This is a genomic window from Tumebacillus avium, from assembly GCF_002162355.1.
In the GTDB taxonomy this organism is placed as follows: Bacteria; Bacillota; Bacilli; order Tumebacillales; family Tumebacillaceae; genus Tumebacillus_A; species Tumebacillus_A avium.
Window position 1 is genome coordinate 2,943,468 of record NZ_CP021434.1, and the last position, 16,765, is coordinate 2,960,232.

Here is a 16,765-nt window from a genome sequence, read left to right on the forward strand (position 1 = left end):
ACTGTGAAGCAAACCCTTGAAGTAAACATCACAAAGCTCTGCAGATCGCTGCAGGGCTTTTTTCTTGTCTTCAAAAGTTCCCAACATTGTGCTGGTAAAGTAGGGGGCAAAGGAGGCGGATGAAATGGCAAAAAAACTTACGCTCAAGCAGAAAAACTGGCTGTTGTCGCTGCATCTCTTGTTTATCGTCGCGTGGATGGGCGGCGCGATGTGCATGCTGGTGCTGGGAATCTACGGCTTGAATGTGGAAGCAGGCGAACGATTGGCTTTTACGTATGAGATCATGCATGTGGTGGATGAAGCGATGCTGAAATATTCGGCGCTGGGGACGCTGTTCACCGGCGTGCTCTTGTCGGTGAAAACGCATTGGGGCCTGACGAAGCATTATTGGATCATCGTCAAGGAAGTGGTGACGGCGGGGCTGATCATGCTTGGGATTTTCGGGCTTTCGAACTGGCTTGGCGAATCGGTGTTGATCGCGGGGGCAGAAAAAGCGGCGGCGCTGCAAAACGATGACTTCGTGCTGAACAGCAGGCGGCTGGTCGGCGGAGCGGCGATCAACATCATCTGGATGTTTGTGCTGATCGCCATCTCGTACTTTAAACCGTGGGGCAAGCGGAAAGAGCGGAAGAAGCAGGCGTAGGCTACTTGATCTGGTTCATCGACATGTTGACGCGGCAGTTGCCGAACTGCAGCAACTCGTCTAAGAAACGGACCACGTCGTCTTGCGAAGGGACGTTGATCTTCAGCCAGTAGCAGCCTTCGCCGCTGATCAGGTGCGCTTCGCTCACAAAGGTCTTGGTTTTCAGAAACGTGTGGAACGACTTGTGATTGGTGCAGGTCATGAACATGGTGATCAGCGCGGTGACGGAGTTGCCCAGTTTCGCCTCGTCGGTGGAGATGGTAAATCCTTTGATGATGCCGGCGTCTTCCATCTTGCGGATGCGGGCGGAGACGGCCTGGCCGGTCAAGTGCACGAGTTCGCCGATCTCTTTCCATTGCCGGCGGGAGTCTTCTTTTAAAAAGTGCAGAATCTGCAGATCCAGTTCATCGATCATTGGCTGGCACCATCCTTTTCATCGTGAAAGCGATTGGCGGCGAACGCTTACGCCGCAATATGGAATCGTTCTGTTTTTCCCGATATGCTTGAAGAAACGAAAACAGTATAGAGGGGAAGTTGTTTATGAACATTCAATTGATTCGCCACGCCACCTTGCTGATCACGGTGAACGGACGCAACATTTTGGTCGACCCGATGCTGGGCGAGGTCGGCAGCATGCCGCCGATTCCGAAGACGGCCAACCAGGTGCCGAATCCGACGGTGCAGTTGCCGGAGAGCTTTGATCTGCAGCAGTTGCAACAGTTGGACGCGGTGCTGATCACACATACGCACGCCGACCATTTTGACGAAGCGGCCGTTCAGCTTTTGCCAAAAGGGCTGCCGGTGTTTTGCCAAAGAGAAGATGTGCAGAAGCTGCAAGAGGCAGGGTTTACGGACGTTCGGCCGGTCGCTGAGTCTGTGGTTTGGGAAAACATTACCATGCACAGAACAAACGGGCAACATGGAACTGGTGAAATCGGCAAACTGATGGGCATCGTCTCCGGGTTTGTCCTGCAGACGGACGAGGAGCCATCGCTTTACATTGCCGGGGATACGATCTGGTGCTCCGATGTCGAGGAGGCGCTCGACGCGTATCGTCCGGACATCACCGTCCTGTTTGCAGGCGGCGCACAGTTCCTGCAAGGCGGCCCGATCACCATGACCAAGGAAGATGTCGAAAAGGTCTGCCTGCATGCCCCGTACACCCGCGTCCTGCCGGTGCATCTGGAAGCGATCAACCATTGCGGGCTGACGCGAGAGGAACTGCGCGGCTATCTCGCGGGAAAAGGGCTGGAATCGCAAGTTGTGATCCTGCAGGACGGCGAAACGGCGCTCTAACTTTGCCCAGTGGTACTCCCCTGACTTATCGTGTATAATGATGGGCAGTATGCTTGACGAATGAAGGAGTGCACTTGATGGACGCCAAGAAACGCCAGGAGAAGATCCGCAATTTCTCGATTATTGCACATATCGACCACGGGAAGTCCACGCTGGCTGACCGTATTTTGGAATATACCGGCGCGATTACCTCTCGCGAAATGCAAGACCAGTTGCTCGATAACATGGATATTGAGCGGGAGCGCGGGATCACGATCAAATTGCAATCGGTCCGCTTGAACTACAAGGCCAAAGACGGGGAAGAGTACATCCTGCACCTGATCGACACGCCGGGACACGTCGACTTCACTTATGAAGTATCGCGTTCCCTCGCGGCTTGCGAAGGCGCGCTGCTCGTCGTCGACGCGGCGCAGGGCATCGAAGCGCAGACGCTGGCGAACGTCTATCTGGCGCTGGACAACGATCTGGAGATCGTGCCGGTCGTCAACAAGATCGACTTGCCGTCCGCTGAGCCGGAGCGCGTGAAACAAGAGATCGAAGATGTGATCGGCCTCGACGCATCGGACGCGGTGCTGGCTTCTGCGAAGTCGGGCATCGGCATTCAGGACATCCTGGAGCAGATCGTGGAGAAAGTTCCGGCTCCGCAAGGCGACCCGAACGCTCCGCTGCAGGCGCTGATCTTCGACTCGCACTTTGACCCGTACAAAGGCGTTATCGTCCAGATTCGGATCATCAACGGCACCTTGAAAGCGGGCATGAAAGTCCGCATGATGGCGACTGGCGCAGAGTACGAAGTGGTGGAGTGCGGCATGCTGTCGCCGCGAGCAACTCCGGTTAACGCACTGATGGTCGGCGATGTCGGCTACTTCCACGCTTCGATCAAGAACGTGCGTGACACTCGTGTCGGCGACACGGTCACGCTGGTTGAAGATCCGGCGCAAGAAGCCTTGCCGGGCTATCGCGGGATCAACCCGATGGTGTTCTGCGGACTCTATCCGGTCGACACCGGTGATTACAACGACCTGCGCGACGCGCTGGAGAAGATGGAGCTGAACGACGCGGCGCTGAAATACGAGCCGGAAACGTCGACGGCGCTGGGCTTCGGCTTCCGCTGCGGATTCCTCGGCCTCCTGCACATGGAGGTTATCCAAGAGCGTTTGGAGCGCGAGTTCGACCTGACGCTGATCACGACCGCACCGTCCGTTGTCTACCACGTGTACACGACGAACGGCGAGAAGATCGAGATCGACAACCCGTCGAAAATGCCGGACGTGCAGCGCATCGAGCGCATCGAAGAGCCGTACGTGAAGGCATCGGTCATCGTACCGAAAGACTTTGTCGGCACCGTCATGGAGCTTTGCCAGGAGAAGCGCGGCAACTTCATCGACATGACTTACCTCGACGCGAACCGCGTCACGCTGGTCTACGAAGTGCCGCTGACCGAGATCGTCTATGATTTCTTCGACCGCTTGAAGTCGAGCACGAAAGGCTACGCGTCGTTCGACTACGAGCTGATCGGCTACCGCGCTTCGCAACTGGTCAAGATGGACGTGCTCCTGAACAACGAATCGATCGACGCCTTGTCGATCATCGTCCACAGAGACAAAGCATACGGCCGCGGCCGCTCCTTGTGCGAGAAGCTGAAAGAGCTGATCCCGCGCCAGATGTTCGAAGTGCCGATCCAAGCGGCGATCGGACAGAAGGTCATTGCCCGGGAAACGATCAAAGCGATTCGCAAGAACGTTCTCGCCAAATGTTACGGCGGTGACATCTCGCGGAAACGCAAGCTGCTCGACAAGCAAAAAGAAGGTAAAAAGCGCATGAAGCAAGTCGGTTCTGTCGAAGTGCCGCAGGAAGCGTTTATGGCGGTGCTGAAGATCGAGTAGGCTTTTGTCAGAAAATTTAAGACGTCCTTTGCGGGACGTCTTTTTTTCATGGTACAATAGCAGGAACCAATTGGGTTAGGAAAAGGGGTACACGGGATGGCTGAACGAGAAAAACGCGAAATGGACAAGCAACAGGTAGATGAGATGTTGCGTTACATAGAAGACTTGATGGCAGAAGAGAACTACGAAAAGGCACAGGACGTGCTGCACACGGCGATGCGTTCCGATCTGTTTGACATCCGCATCTACGAGCGCTATTCGTTTGTTCTGCGCATGATGGATCTGGACAAAGGCGCAGAAGTGTTCGAGAACTGCGTGATGAATCAAGGCGACCCGGAAGTGTTTTACAAAGCGGCGCACACGCTGATGGCCGACAAGCAGTTTGGCCCGGCGCTCAACCCGCTGTCCCGCGTCATCGAGCTGGTGCCGATGGCGGCGAACGCGGTGTTTGAGCTGGGCTACTGCCTGATGAAAGAGTTCCATCTGCAAGAGGCATTGGAAAACTTCAAGCACGCGCATGAGATGGCTCCGTCGCCGAACACGGCGTTTTACGTCGGCTATCTGAGCATGCTGCTCGGCGACCTCGACGCGACGAAAGGCGTTGTGCCGTTTATCGAGGAAGAATACCAAAAGGCAGCGCAGGAGCCGGTCACGCTGAACATTCTCAAAGGCATGATCGAGCGCTATGAAGCGTTCCCGCCGCGCGAGAACAATGTGCGCGACTGGCATTTCGTGCAGTACGGCACACCGCTCTTGCGCCTGTCCGATGAGGATCTGGAGAAGCCGACCGAGCTGAACGGCCGTTATGTGTTTATCAACTACGGCTTCCTGAACGTGGCGATCGTGCTGGAAACGTTCCGCCGCATGGTGCAGGAAGTGCCGGGCTTTACGAAATTCGACTACATCGTGCCGACTTCGATGACCGCAGCGCCGATCGCGTTTGCTCTGTCGGAGATGCTGGGCGTGCAACTCGCCAACCCGCAGGCGCTGGAATCGCCGATGAAAGGGCTGGTCGTGGCCTCCTGGACAAACGAAGTGGACATGATCGCGCCGCGCATCGCCAACAACCCCAACGTCACGCTGTTCTCGTTTGCCCTCGGCTTCACCCAGCAGGCCGCGCTCTGCCCGGAACTGGTCGGCTATCTCGACCAGGCGCACCGCATGCCGTGGGAAGAGACGATGCAAGTGACGGAGACGGGCGAACGCAAGCTGCGCCCGGCGATGACCGCGCCGCCGGAAGTGATTGGACATGCGATTCTCGACCGTCTGCAAGCGGTCAATCAGGAAGAGCTCGACCGCGTCATCGAGTACTACAAAGAGCGGGCCAGCCTGCTGAAGGTCGGCGATAACATCAACTCGCCGCGCCTCGGCTTCCAGATCGAATCGCCGGTACAGTCCCTGCGGATGTTTGTGTAAGGAGCAGATGAGGATGCGCGTTTCTTCTTTGTATGTACACATTCCGTTTTGCGCGTCGAAATGCTACTACTGCGATTTCAACTCCTATGTTTCGACGTCCGATGTGATGGACCGCTATCTCGACGGGCTGGACCGCGAGATGGAGCACGTCGCGGCCGACTATGAACATGACCCGCTGAAGACGGTATTTTTCGGCGGGGGGACGCCAACGATGTTTGACGCTCGGCAGACGGAGCGGATGATGAAGATGCTCCACCGCTATTTTCCGATGGATGATGGGGTGGAGATCTCCGTCGAAGCCAATCCGGGCACAGTCGATCTGGACAAGCTGCGCGTGCTGAAAGACCACGGGGCGAACCGGTTGAGCTTTGGTGTGCAGAGCTTTGAGAATGACCTTCTGGTCAAGCTCGGGAGGCTGCATGACCGCGATGCCGTTTATCAGTCGTGGGAGCTGGCGCGTCAGGCTGGATTCAACTCGATCAACCTCGACTTGATGTTTGGCTTGCCGGGCCAGACCTTGGAAGCGCTCGACCGCACACTGCGAGCGTTGATCGATCTGGGGCCGGAGCATGTGTCGTCGTATTCGCTCAAGGTCGAGGAAGGCACGCCGTTTTACACGTGGCACAACCGGGGGCAGCTGATCCTGCCGCCGGAAGAGGAAGAGACCCAGATGTACCAGATGGTGATCGACGGGTTCCACCGCGCAGGGTATGAGATGTATGAGATCTCCAACTTCGCCAAGCCGGGGCACCGTTCGCGCCACAATCAGGTCTACTGGCGCAACGAGCCGTACATGGCGGTGGGCTCCGGAGCGCACGGTTATGTTGGCGGCACGCGCTACATCAACCAGAAAAATGTGCCGGAGTACATCGAGACCACCGTGCAGGGCAACCGCCCCGTCGTCGAACAGGAGTCGATCACTGAGCGGATGCAGCAGGAGGACACGATGATCCTCGGCCTGCGCTTGATGGAAGGCGTGACGTTCGCCCGCTTCCGGGAGAAGCATGGCGTGGAGATGCAGGATGTGTTTGGGGAGATCATCTCCCGTTTTGAAAAATTCGGCCTGCTGCAGGTCGATCACACCGGCCTGCGCCTGACGCATCAGGGCATCTTTTTGGCGAACGAAGTGTTTGCGGCGTTTTTGGAATAGGCAGGGCTCGTTTGGTTTGGGAAGAGGGGAAACAGCATGGCAATCGGGAAGTTTCCGGAAAAATCGTGGTCGCACTCGCGCGATCAGTTTTTTCAGGAATGTCCGCGCAAGTATTACTACCACTACTACGGCTCGCACAACGGGTGGCGGGCCGATGCGCCGCAGGAAGCGCAGACGCTGTACCGGCTGAAAAATCTGCTCAACCTCTATCTCTACTTTGGCGAAACGCTGCATGGCGTCGCCGAGATGTACATCAATCATTGGGAACAAAAAGGCATCGGCTTCCTGCGCGACGACCTCTACCACCGCATCCGCAATCTGCTCAACCAGGCGTTTGTGGAATCGCGCGATGCTGCGCAGTGGTGGGAAGCGCCGAAGCGGCGGAAGATGTTTGCGGAGATGTACTACTCGGAGGACAAGCAGTTGCCGAAGCACACGGTCGGGGAGATCAAAAAGCGGATGGACATCTGCCTTGATCACTTTATGCAGTGTGAGAGCTTGCATGAGGTGATTCGCAACCCGGAGTACCGCCTGGTGGAGTCGGAGCGTCTGAACACCTTTTTTGTGCAGGGCCACAAAGTCTACGTCAAGCTCGATGCTCTGTACCGGCATGAAGCCGGGCAGTATGTGATCATCGACTGGAAGACGGGGCTGGAGGATGAGCGCATCGACGAGCAGTTGCAGCTCTATGCGTATTATCTGCACCATGAGCTGGGCGCGCCGCTGGAGAAGATCGAGATCCGCACCGAGTACTTGCTGTCGGGCAAGTGCCAAAAGGACACGGTCGAGGCGGCCGGGCTGGAAGCGATTGAGCAAAAGATCGTGGACAGCGCGGCGGAGATGGACTTGATGCTCGTCGACGCCTTGGCCAACCAGCCGCGGGCGGAGCAGGATTTCCGTCCGGCGGTGGAGGCGCGCATCTGCCGGTATTGCAACTATCGGCAGGTGTGCACGGTGCAGCACAAGTAATTTGGACAAAGAAAAAGCAGACAGGCTGTTTACGCGGCCTGTCTGCTTCTTTTTTTGCCGCGTCCGATCCACCATTTGAGCAGTGGCGGGACGGCAAACATGATGAAGAAAATGCGGAACAGTTGGTACGCCGTGACCATCGAGAGGTCGGCGTGCACAAGCGCTGCTGTGATGCCCATCTCGGCGATGCCGCCGGGGGCGGTAGAGAGGAAGCCGGTCGTCACGCCCATGCCGGTCAGCCCGGACAGCACGACGCCAAGCAGCAAGGAAAAGAGGACCAGCACAACCGACGAGAGGATGGTAAAAGTGGTCAGCCGCTTGATGTTGCCGAGGCTCTGCACTTTCATCTGCAGGCCGATATGTACGCCGATCAAGAGCTGGGCGACGGTGATCGCGCCGCTGGGCAACTGCGGGGCGGGCATCCCGATCAGGATGATGATGGCGGTGGCGATCAGCGGCCCGGTGAGGACGGCGGCAGGCAGTTTGATTTTTTTGCCCGCCCAGGCACCAAACAGGGCGATCAGCACATACAACGGATAGGCGTACCACGGAATGACGGGCAAGACTGGCAGCGTCTGGGTCAGCATGGCGTTCAGCGGTACATCCAGATCGTCAGACAGCCCGTGCACCGCGAGGAACGGCACGATAAAAATGACCCCAAGCAAGCGGATCATCTGCATGAACGTGACGACCGTCGCGTCCACGTCGTCGAGTTCTTCGGAGACGAGCACCATCTGGGTCAGCCCGCCCGGCACGTTGCCAAATACACCGCTGTACACGCCGATCCCGGCGCCTTTGGCGACCCAATAGCCGAGTGTACAGGAGAAAAAGACGGTCAATGCTGTTACGACAACCATTGAAGGCAGATGGTGCAGGATCTGCCAGCCTGTTTCCCGCGTGATTGAGGCGCCAAGCATGTAGCCAAGCACCAGCGAAGACAGATCGCGGAAAATGGCCGGCCAGTAAAGCGTTCGTTTCGTGGTCAGCTGCCAGGCCATCACGAAGGACAGCGGGCCGAGCATCCACGGCAAAGGAATTTGGATCAGCGTGAAAACCACGCCGCCGACCAGTGCGACCGCCAGCGTTTCGAAAAAGGAGACGGCCCGCGGCCGAGCAGAAGTTGTCAAACCTGGCACCTCCCCGGAGCTGAATTGTATCTTCTTACTGTACATGATCTCACAAAAAATTACACGGTCTCCGTTGACAACGGAAGCGCGTTTTTGCTACATTCATTATAGCAATTAGCACTCGGTCACTCTGAGTGCTAACAACAAAGGAGACTGGGCCATCATGTTGACGGACCGCCAGAAAATCATTTTACAAATCCTCGTAGATGATTACATTCTTACGGCTGAACCGGTTGGCTCCCGTACCATCTCCAAACGGCCGGATGTGTCGATTTCTCCTGCCACGATTCGCAATGAAATGGCAGACTTGGAGGAATTGGGGTACTTGGAACAGCCGCATACGTCAGCCGGGCGCATCCCTTCCCAAAAGGGCTACCGCTTTTATGTGGATCATCTGCTCAGACCTTCGGAGGAGCAGACCGCGTACAACCCAAACGATCTGCGCATGGAATTTTTGCAGAAGATCGATCAGATGGAACAAGTGGTGCAGCAGTCGGCCACGATCTTGTCGTCGCTGACCAACTATACGTCGATCGTGCTGGGCCCCAAGGTGATGACCGCCAAGCTGCGGCAGATCCAGCTGGTGCCTTTGCAGGACCGCAAGGCGGTCGCGATCATCGTCATGGATAACGGACATGTCGAGAACCGCATGGTCTCGATCCCCGACGGCATCGAAGTCGAATCGATCACCAACTACATCGGACTGCTCAACCGCAGACTGGTCGGCGTGCCGATGCCGGAGCTGAAAGCGCGCCTGCATACGGAGATCGCCCAGGAGCTGCAGCGCTACTCGCAGCAGTTTGAATCGGCGATGGCTTTGTTCGATCAGATGACCGAGGTGCAAGACACAGAGCAGTCCAAACTGTATCTGGGCGGCACCACGATGATCATGAACCAGCCGGAGTTTCGCACCGTGGAAAAATTAAAGCCGCTGCTCGACATGTTTGAGCAGACGCAAGACCTGGTCCGCCTCGTCGACCCGGCTTTGCACAAACCGGGGATACAGATCCGCATCGGTGCGGAAAATGACCACGAGACATTCCACAGCTGTTCCTTGATCACCGCGGCGTACACACTCGATGGCAAACCGGTCGGCACGATCGGAGTTGTCGGACCGACGCGGATGGACTACGCGCGCACGATTGTTGTGATGCAGGGGTTGGCGAACAATCTCTCCGCCTTGCTCACCCATCTGTATAAATAGAAGCCGCGTGTCCATACTTGATACGTGCCGTTTTGCTAATTGTTGCTGCAAATCAATAGGGAAGGCACAGCGCTTTCCCTTCTTTTAAATAAGGAGATGTCCCGATGAGTCAGACCCCTGGCAGTCCGAAAGCAAGCGAACAAGACGAGCGATACTCCGCACTCTATTCGAACACCACGGCTGTTCGGGCGATTGCATCGGCTGTCGAAGGCACGATCGGCCCCAAAGGGCTCGATACGATGCTCGTCGACACGCAAGGCAACGTGATCATCACCAACGATGGCGTGACCATCTTAAACAAGATGGAAGTCGTCCACCCTGCTGCGAAAATGCTGATCAACGTCGCGTCTGCTCAGCAGGAGGAGATCGGCGACGGAACGACCACGGCGACGCTGCTGGCTGCGGCGCTTTTGCAAGAAGGCGTTTCGCAGGTCGAGCGCGGCGTGCCGGTGACGAGGGTGATCGAAGGCATTCAGGACGGTGTCGCATACGCGCTGGAACGGATGCAGAGCCGGGCCCGCCCATTGGAAGAGCTGGACGGGGACGTGCTGTATCAGGTGGCGATGGTGGCAGGGCGCGAGCATCAGGATATCGCGCGGCTGGTCACCGAATCGGCCAGACTGATCGGGTATGACAAACTGCGCCGCAGTGAATTTCGCCTCGCCGACACGGTGATGGCGGCCGTCGGCGCGCAGTCGCAAGTGTTTCAAGGCGCGGTGATCGACAAGCAGCGCATGTCGCCGCAGATGCCCGACCGCGTGGAAGCGGCGAAGATCCTGATCGTCGACGATGAGCTGGAAGCGGAAGAGCTGGACAGCGAGGCGCTCGGCACCGAAGCCGGTTTTCTGCTCTACCGGCAATACAAAGAACAGTTCAAAGCCAACTTAGAGCGGCTGGTTACAGCGGGCGTTACCGCTGTGTTTACCGACCGGGGAGTTTCCCCTGTCGCCGAAGAAGTGCTGGGCGAAGCGGGCGTGATGATCGTGCAGCGCGTGGCCTCGAAAGACCTGCGCAAGATCGCGGAACATACAGGCGCACGACCGGTCAAGCGCACGGGAATCGCCAAAGGGACAGAGGAACTACATAAGTTTTTAGGCTTTGCAGAAGAGATCTATGAAGATGAACGCATGGAGAACATCCGCATCGTTGGCGGCGCCGGCAAACCCTTGGCCACGATCCTGATCGGCGCTTCGACCGAAGAGGTGGTCGGCGAGCGGCTGCGCATCGCCAAAGACGCCGCGTCATCTGTGCAAGCGGCTGTGTGCGGCGGCGTCGTGCCGGGCGGCGGTGCGCTGGAGCTGTGGGCGTCGCGCGAAGTCGAGAAACGGCGCGAGACGGTGCGCGGCATGACCGGATTTGGCGTGGAAGCGGTGGCGCGCGCCTTGCGCCGCCCGATGACGCAGATCGTGCTTAACGCCGGATTCAACCCGCTGGAAAAAGTGGAAGAGGCGAGCGTGGCGCAGATCGAGCAGGATACGGACGCGCTGGCGATCGACTGTGAAGACGGCTCGGTGGCCGACATGATGGCGGGCGGCGTCTACGACCCGACGCCGGTCAAACTGCATGCCTTGCAGGCGGCCAGCGAAGTGACGGTGGCGATCATGCGCATTCATACGATCATCCGCATGAAGGATGAAACGTTGCAAGAAGACTAAGCGCCGTGTTTACCACGTGAAGGAGGATGAAGATGGAGCAAGAGAACCAGAACCTGCAGGAAGAAGCGGTGGAAACCGAAACTTCCGAGACCGCACAAGCACAAGACAACGCAGCAGCACCCGATGAGCGCACCCGCGAAGAGCTGATCGCCGAAGTGGCGCGGCTGACAGCGGAAGCGGAAGACTACAAGACCCGCTACCTGCGTGCCCAGGCTGATTTTGACAACTTCCGCCGCAGAAGCCGTCAGGAAAAAGACGAGTTTGCCGCCTACGCCAACGTGAAGCTGATCGAGGAGCTGCTCCCCGTGCTCGACACGTTTGAGATGGCGATGAAATCGACCGCCGAGACCGACGTGAAAACGCTGCTCACCGGCATCGAGATGGTCTACCGCCAACTGACCGGCGCGCTGGAAAAAGAAGGCCTGACCGCGATTGAAGCGGTTGGTCAGCCGTTTGACCCGAACTTGCACGAAGGCATCATGCAGGTCGCGTCTGACGAGCATCCGGCGAACACCGTCGTCCAAGAGCTGCGCAAAGGCTACAAAGTCAAAGACAAAGTCGTGCGCCCGTCGATGGTGCAAGTCAGCCAATAACACTGCGCACCAATTCCTTTTCATATATGTCAACCCCAGCAATTCACACAAACAAACGAACTTAGCTCACAGGAGGTCTTTTGAACATGAGTAAAGTAATCGGTATTGACCTTGGCACCACCAACTCTTGCGTTGCAGTAATGGAAGGCGGCGAACCGGTCGTCATCCCGAACGCGGAAGGCAACCGCACCACCCCGTCCGTTCTCTCGATGAAAAACGGCGAGCGCATGGTCGGCGACGTAGCAAAACGCCAAGCGGTAACCAACCCGGACACCGTGATGTCGGTAAAGCGCCACATGGGTTCCGCGCACAAAGAAACGGTAGAAGGCAAAGAGTACACCCCGCAAGAAATCTCTGCGATGATCCTGCAAAAGCTGAAGTCTGATGCAGAAGCATACCTCGGCGAAAAAGTGACCCAAGCGGTGATCACCGTTCCGGCCTACTTCAACGATGCTCAGCGCCAAGCGACCAAAGACGCGGGCAAGATCGCCGGCCTCGATGTTCTGCGTATCGTCAACGAACCGACGGCAGCAGCGCTGGCATATGGTTTGGATAAAGAAGACGATCAGACGATCCTGATCTACGACCTTGGCGGCGGCACGTTCGACGTGTCGATCCTCGAACTGGGCGACGGCGTCTTCGAAGTAAAAGCCACTTCCGGTAACAACCGTCTGGGCGGCGACGACTTTGACCAAAAGATCATCGACTTCCTGGTTGACGGCTTCAAGAAGGAACACGGCATCGATCTCTCGAAAGACAAGATGGCGCTGCAACGCCTGAAAGACGCAGCGGAAAAAGCGAAGAAAGACCTGTCCGGCGTGGCGCAAACCACGATCTCCCTGCCGTTCATCACCGCAGACGCGACCGGTCCGAAGCACTTGGAAGTCAACCTGACCCGCGCGAAGTTCGACGAACTGACCGCTGACCTCGTCGAAGCGACGATGGTTCCGACCCGTCAGGCACTGAAAGACTCCGGCCTGTCTGCGAACCAGATCGACAAGGTTGTTCTCGTCGGCGGTTCCACCCGCATCCCGGCGGTTGTTGAAGCGGTGAAGAAGTTCATCGGCAAAGACCCGTCCAAAGGCGTCAACCCGGACGAAGTGGTTGCGATCGGCGCAGCGATCCAAGGCGGCGTTCTGACCGGTGAAGTCAAAGACGTTGTCCTGCTCGACGTCACCCCGCTGTCGCTCGGCATCGAAACCCAAGGCGGCATCGCGACCCGCATGATCGATCGCAACACCACGATCCCGACCTCCAAGTCGCAAGTGTACTCCACGGCGGCCGACAACCAGACCTCCGTTGAAATCCACGTGCTGCAAGGCGAGCGCGAATTCGCACGCGACAACAAGACGCTGGGCCGCTTCATCTTGGGCGACATCCCGCCGGCTCCGCGCGGCATCCCGCAGATCGAAGTCACCTTCGACATCGACGCAAACGGTATCGTTAACGTGTCCGCGAAAGACCTCGGCACCGGCAAGAGCCAGAAGATCACCATCACCTCGAACACCGGCCTGTCCGATGACGAGATCGACCGCATGGTGAAAGAAGCGGAAGCAAACGCCGACGAAGACAAGAAGCGCCGCGAAGAAGTGGACATCCGCAACAACGCCGACTCCCTCGTCTACCAGACCGAAAAGACGCTCAAAGATCTGGAAGGCAAAGTTGACCAGGCGGACATCGACAACGCCAACGCTGCGAAAGACAAAGTCAAATCGGCGCTGGAAGGCACCGACACCGAAGCGATCAAATCCGCTTCCGAAGAGCTGAGCAACATCGTGCAGCAGCTGTCTGTGAAACTGTATGAGCAGGCGGCACAAGCACAGCAGGCACAAGGCGGCGACCAGGGCGGCGCTAACCAGAACGACAACGTGGTAGACGCTGACTACGAAGTTGTTGACGAAGACAAGAAATGAGTGAGTGCTCGTGAGTAAACGAGATTTTTATGAAGTGTTGGGCGTCGGCAAAGAATCGACGCCCGATGAGATCAAAAAAGCATACCGCAAAGCGGCACGCCAGTACCATCCGGACGTCAACAAAGACGATCCGGGTGCTGCTGACAAGTTCAAAGAAGTGACCGAAGCGTACGAAGTCCTGTCTGACAGCGACAAGCGCGCGCGCTATGACCGTTTTGGGCATCAAGACCCGAATGGATTTGGCGGCGGCGGTGCAGACGGCTTCGGCGGCGGCGGCTTTGGCGATATTTTTGACATGTTCTTTGGCGGCGGAGGCGGGCGGCAGCGCAATGGCCCGCAACGCGGCCAAGACCTGCAGTTCCAGATGCAGATCGACTTCAAAGAAGCGGCGTTTGGCGCCGATAAAGAAGTCGAGATCCCGCGCTGGGAAGAGTGCGACACCTGTCACGGGTCGGGCGCGAAACCTGGCACCAACGTTTCGCAGTGCGGCACCTGCCACGGCTCCGGCCAGCAGGAGCAAGTGATCTCCACGCCGCTTGGCCGGATGGTCAACCGCGCCACCTGCCGCACCTGCGGCGGTTCGGGGAAAAAGATCGAGCAGCGCTGCGGCACCTGCCACGGCGAAGGAAAAGTCCGCAAACGCCGCAAGATCAAAATCAACATCCCGGCCGGCGTCGATTCGGGCAACCGCATCCGCGTCCCGGGCGCAGGCGAGATGGGGCAAAAAGGCGGCCCGCAAGGCGATCTGTTCATCGTTTTTGTCGTGCGCGACCATGATTTCTTCGAGCGCGACGGCGAAGATGTGCACTGCCAGGTGCCGCTGACCTTCGTGCAGGCGGCGCTCGGCGATGAGATCGAAGTGCCGACGATCGACGGCAAGGTGAAGATGAAGATTCCGCCGGGCACCCAGTCCGGCAAAGTGTTCCGCCTGCGCGGGCACGGGATTCCGTATCTCAACCGCAACAACATGCGCGGCGATCAGCATGTGCATGTGGTCGTGGTCACGCCGACCAACTTGACCGACAATCAAAAAGAGCTGCTCCGCGAACTCGCGTCCTCGATGGGCGAAGAGACGCATGAGCAGGAACGCTCGTTGTTCGAACGGTTGAAATCGGCCTTTTTAGGCGACTGATCTTTCCATCCACAGGAGAGGAGGATGCTCCGATTTTGGGGCATCCTATCACCTGTGGATTTTCACTTGAGGAGGAACTTTTTATGAAGTGGGCTGAAGTGCAAGTCTCCACCACGCAAGAGGTGATCGAAGCGGTTTCGGCGATCCTGGAGCGGTACGGCGCAACGGGTGCCGTCATCGAGGACAGCAGCGACTTGACCCGCACGTGGGAAGATCGCTATGGCGAAATCTACGGGCTGAACCCGGCCGATTTTCCGGAATCGGGCGTGCGTGTGAAGGCGTATGTCTCGCTGGAGACGTGGCAGGATGAAATGCTGGGCGAGATTCGGGCGGAAGTGAACGGCTTGGCGGAGCTGGGGCTCGACCCGTCGCCAGGCGTTGTGACGTTTCGGATCGCCGATGAGGAAGAATGGGCGGACGAGTGGAAAAAATACTACCACCCGGTGCGCGTAACGGAGCGGCTGACGATCAAGCCGACCTGGGAGGAGTACACGCCGGAGCGCGAAGATGAGATCATCATCGAGCTTGATCCTGGCATGGCGTTTGGCACCGGCACGCATCCGACGACCGCTTTGTGCATGCGCACGCTGGAGCGCGTCCTCAAGCCGGGCGACACGGTGGTTGATGTCGGGGCAGGGACAGGCATCCTGTCGATCGCCTGCGCGAAGCTGGGTGCCGAGCAAGTGCTGGCGCTCGACCTCGATCCGGTGGCGGTGCAGGTGGCCGGTGAAAACATCGAGCTGAACGGCGAAAGCGAGAAAGTCACCGTCCGCGCCAACGACTTGCTGAAAGGCGTCACCGAACAATACGACGTGGTGGTCGCAAACATTTTGGCGGAGATCATCCTGCTGATGATCCCAAGCGCTGCCGGCGTGATGAAAGAAAACGCCACGCTGATCACGTCTGGCATCATCAAAGAGAAGGCAGAACTGGTGCGCACTGCATTGAAGGAGCACGGCTTTGAAATCATAGATACCATCACCGAAGAAGACTGGGTTGCGCTCGTGGCCAAACTCGAGAGGAGCTGACGTACCGTGCAGCGCTATTTTGTGGAGCCGGAAGCGATTCAACAGGAGACGGTGACGATCACCGGCGACGACGTCAAACACATCACCCGCGTGCTGCGGATGGAGGCGGAGGATGAAGTGATCGTCTGTGACGGGGTCGGCCATGCCTACCGCGTGGAGCTGACAGAGCTCGGCAGCGAGCAAGTCGCCGGCCGGATCATCGAAAAACTGGACACCACCTCGGAAGCCCGCGTAAAAATTACCTTGGCGCAAGGCTTGCCAAAAGGTGATAAAATGGATTTGATTGTCCAAAAAGGAACGGAAGTCGGGGTCTCCCGCTTTCTTCCCGTGGAGATGTCGCGCTGCATCGTGCAGTACGACCAGAAAAAGGAACAAAAGCGCCGTGAGCGCTGGCAGAAGATCGCCAAAGAAGCGGCAGAGCAGGCACACCGCACGATGATACCGTCGGTCGGGATCGGGATGACGTTTAAGCAGCTGTTGAACAATCTCGATGGATTTGACCTGGTGATTGTGCCGTATGAAGGGGAAAAAGCGCGGGGCTTGCGCGACGTGCTGCAGGAGCATGGGCAGCCGGAGCACATCTGCGTGGTGATCGGCCCGGAAGGCGGGATCGCCGACGGGGAGATTGAAGCAGCATTGGCGGCAGGAGCGATTCCTGTGACGCTGGGCTCGCGCATCATGCGCACCGAAACGGCCGGCCTCGTCGCCGCAGCTTGTATCTGCTATCAATTTGGCGAGATGGGAGGGTAAGCC

15 protein-coding genes are annotated in these 16,765 nt (G+C 57.8%); 13 read left to right on the top strand and 2 right to left on the bottom strand.

Going from position 1 to position 16,765, the window contains the following annotated elements:
• Positions 1–124: 124 nt before the first annotated feature.
• On the top strand, positions 125–643 hold the full coding sequence (locus CBW65_RS14090) for a hypothetical protein (protein ID WP_087457369.1): 519 nt from the start codon (positions 125–127) through the stop codon (positions 641–643).
• Position 644: 1 nt separating this feature from the next.
• Here the strand turns inward: CBW65_RS14090 and CBW65_RS14095 are convergent, their stop codons facing one another.
• The gene (locus tag CBW65_RS14095; RefSeq protein WP_087457370.1) at positions 645–1,058 is read right to left on the bottom strand and encodes an Lrp/AsnC family transcriptional regulator; all 414 of its coding nucleotides are present in this window, start codon (positions 1,056–1,058) and stop codon (positions 645–647) included.
• A 125-nt stretch (positions 1,059–1,183) separates the two neighbouring features.
• Here CBW65_RS14095 and CBW65_RS14100 point away from each other — a divergent pair, with 125 nt between their 5' ends.
• The 5 genes from CBW65_RS14100 to CBW65_RS14120 all read left to right on the top strand — a co-directional run bounded on the left by CBW65_RS14100 (position 1,184) and on the right by CBW65_RS14120 (position 7,360).
• Positions 1,184–1,939: an MBL fold metallo-hydrolase gene (locus tag CBW65_RS14100; protein WP_087457371.1), complete on the top strand. Its 756-nt coding sequence runs from the start codon at positions 1,184–1,186 to the stop codon at positions 1,937–1,939.
• Positions 1,940–2,016: 77 nt separating this feature from the next.
• Positions 2,017–3,825 (top strand): translation elongation factor 4, encoded by a 1,809-nt coding sequence (lepA, locus tag CBW65_RS14105; RefSeq protein WP_087457372.1) that lies wholly within the window; start codon positions 2,017–2,019, stop codon positions 3,823–3,825.
• A gap of 96 nt (positions 3,826–3,921) precedes the next feature.
• Positions 3,922–5,241, top strand: a complete 1,320-nt coding sequence (locus CBW65_RS14110; protein ID WP_087457373.1) for a tetratricopeptide repeat protein — start codon at positions 3,922–3,924, stop codon at positions 5,239–5,241.
• A gap of 13 nt (positions 5,242–5,254) precedes the next feature.
• Positions 5,255–6,391 carry a radical SAM family heme chaperone HemW gene (gene hemW / locus CBW65_RS14115; RefSeq protein ID WP_087457374.1) on the top strand — a complete coding sequence of 379 codons (1,137 nt, stop codon included), beginning with the start codon at positions 5,255–5,257 and terminating at the stop codon, positions 6,389–6,391.
• 36 nt (positions 6,392–6,427) lie between these two features.
• The gene (locus CBW65_RS14120; protein WP_087457375.1) at positions 6,428–7,360 is read left to right on the top strand and encodes a PD-(D/E)XK nuclease family protein; all 933 of its coding nucleotides are present in this window, start codon (positions 6,428–6,430) and stop codon (positions 7,358–7,360) included.
• Positions 7,361–7,389: 29 nt separating this feature from the next.
• Here the strand turns inward: CBW65_RS14120 and CBW65_RS14125 are convergent, their stop codons facing one another.
• The gene (locus CBW65_RS14125) at positions 7,390–8,487 is read right to left on the bottom strand and encodes an AbrB family transcriptional regulator (protein WP_157721949.1); all 1,098 of its coding nucleotides are present in this window, start codon (positions 8,485–8,487) and stop codon (positions 7,390–7,392) included.
• A gap of 163 nt (positions 8,488–8,650) precedes the next feature.
• Here CBW65_RS14125 and hrcA point away from each other — a divergent pair, with 163 nt between their 5' ends.
• From hrcA to CBW65_RS14160, 7 genes are all read left to right on the top strand, one after another.
• The gene (gene hrcA, locus CBW65_RS14130; RefSeq protein ID WP_087457377.1) at positions 8,651–9,691 is read left to right on the top strand and encodes a heat-inducible transcriptional repressor HrcA; all 1,041 of its coding nucleotides are present in this window, start codon (positions 8,651–8,653) and stop codon (positions 9,689–9,691) included.
• 104 nt (positions 9,692–9,795) lie between these two features.
• A complete protein-coding gene (locus CBW65_RS14135; RefSeq protein ID WP_087457378.1) occupies positions 9,796–11,346 on the top strand; it encodes a TCP-1/cpn60 chaperonin family protein in 1,551 nt (516 codons plus the stop codon).
• A gap of 32 nt (positions 11,347–11,378) precedes the next feature.
• Positions 11,379–11,939, top strand: coding sequence for a nucleotide exchange factor GrpE (grpE, locus tag CBW65_RS14140; RefSeq protein WP_232463332.1), 561 nt, complete (start codon positions 11,379–11,381; stop codon positions 11,937–11,939).
• An 86-nt stretch (positions 11,940–12,025) separates the two neighbouring features.
• The gene (gene dnaK, locus CBW65_RS14145) at positions 12,026–13,852 is read left to right on the top strand and encodes a molecular chaperone DnaK (protein WP_087457380.1); all 1,827 of its coding nucleotides are present in this window, start codon (positions 12,026–12,028) and stop codon (positions 13,850–13,852) included.
• A gap of 10 nt (positions 13,853–13,862) precedes the next feature.
• Positions 13,863–14,984, top strand: coding sequence for a molecular chaperone DnaJ (dnaJ, locus tag CBW65_RS14150; protein ID WP_087457381.1), 1,122 nt, complete (start codon positions 13,863–13,865; stop codon positions 14,982–14,984).
• 83 nt (positions 14,985–15,067) lie between these two features.
• Positions 15,068–16,012 (top strand): 50S ribosomal protein L11 methyltransferase, encoded by a 945-nt coding sequence (gene prmA / locus CBW65_RS14155; protein ID WP_087457382.1) that lies wholly within the window; start codon positions 15,068–15,070, stop codon positions 16,010–16,012.
• A gap of 6 nt (positions 16,013–16,018) precedes the next feature.
• Positions 16,019–16,762 (top strand): 16S rRNA (uracil(1498)-N(3))-methyltransferase, encoded by a 744-nt coding sequence (locus CBW65_RS14160; RefSeq protein WP_087457383.1) that lies wholly within the window; start codon positions 16,019–16,021, stop codon positions 16,760–16,762.
• Positions 16,763–16,765: the final 3 nt, after the last annotated feature.